Source organism: Dellaglioa sp. CoH-57-MRSF-19 (genome assembly GCF_056781975.1).
In genome coordinates this window covers 1-358 of sequence record NZ_JBXAXW010000180.1, presented here as the reverse complement: position 1 = coordinate 358, position 358 = coordinate 1, and the positions used below count along the sequence as shown (strand labels likewise).

Annotated in this window: 1 protein-coding gene; it reads left to right on the top strand. The window is 55.0% G+C overall.

The features are described from left to right. A partial coding sequence (locus AC1RO3_RS08855; RefSeq protein ID WP_481764057.1) for a hypothetical protein occupies nucleotides 1–182 on the top strand: 182 nt, incomplete at its 5' end. Nucleotides 183–358 lie beyond the last annotated feature (176 nt).

Sequence of the window (358 nt, the reverse complement as noted above, 5' to 3'; positions counted from 1 at the left end):
CCACAGCCTACCTCGACGAGATGCGTGAAATCTACGAAAAACGTGGATTTTCTACACGTCAGGATCGCGACAGGCTGGGGTATCCCACACTCGTCATCGAGTGGCCGGCACCAGCCGATCCGAGTAGAATCACGCTGAGCATTGAACGTTCGACGTTGAGCGCGGCTCCGCGCCGCAAATGAAAAACCCCGTCAGACGCGAATCTGACGGGGTTTTTGTTTTGGTGGCGTTCGACGTTCACAGCATATACGGACTGTCAACGACCTTCACCGGTTTCTTCTTGCCTTTTATGCCAAGTGCCTCGTTTATGGCTCTCGATTCACGGCGCTTTTGATCCGCGTCCCGCACCATCTTCGGG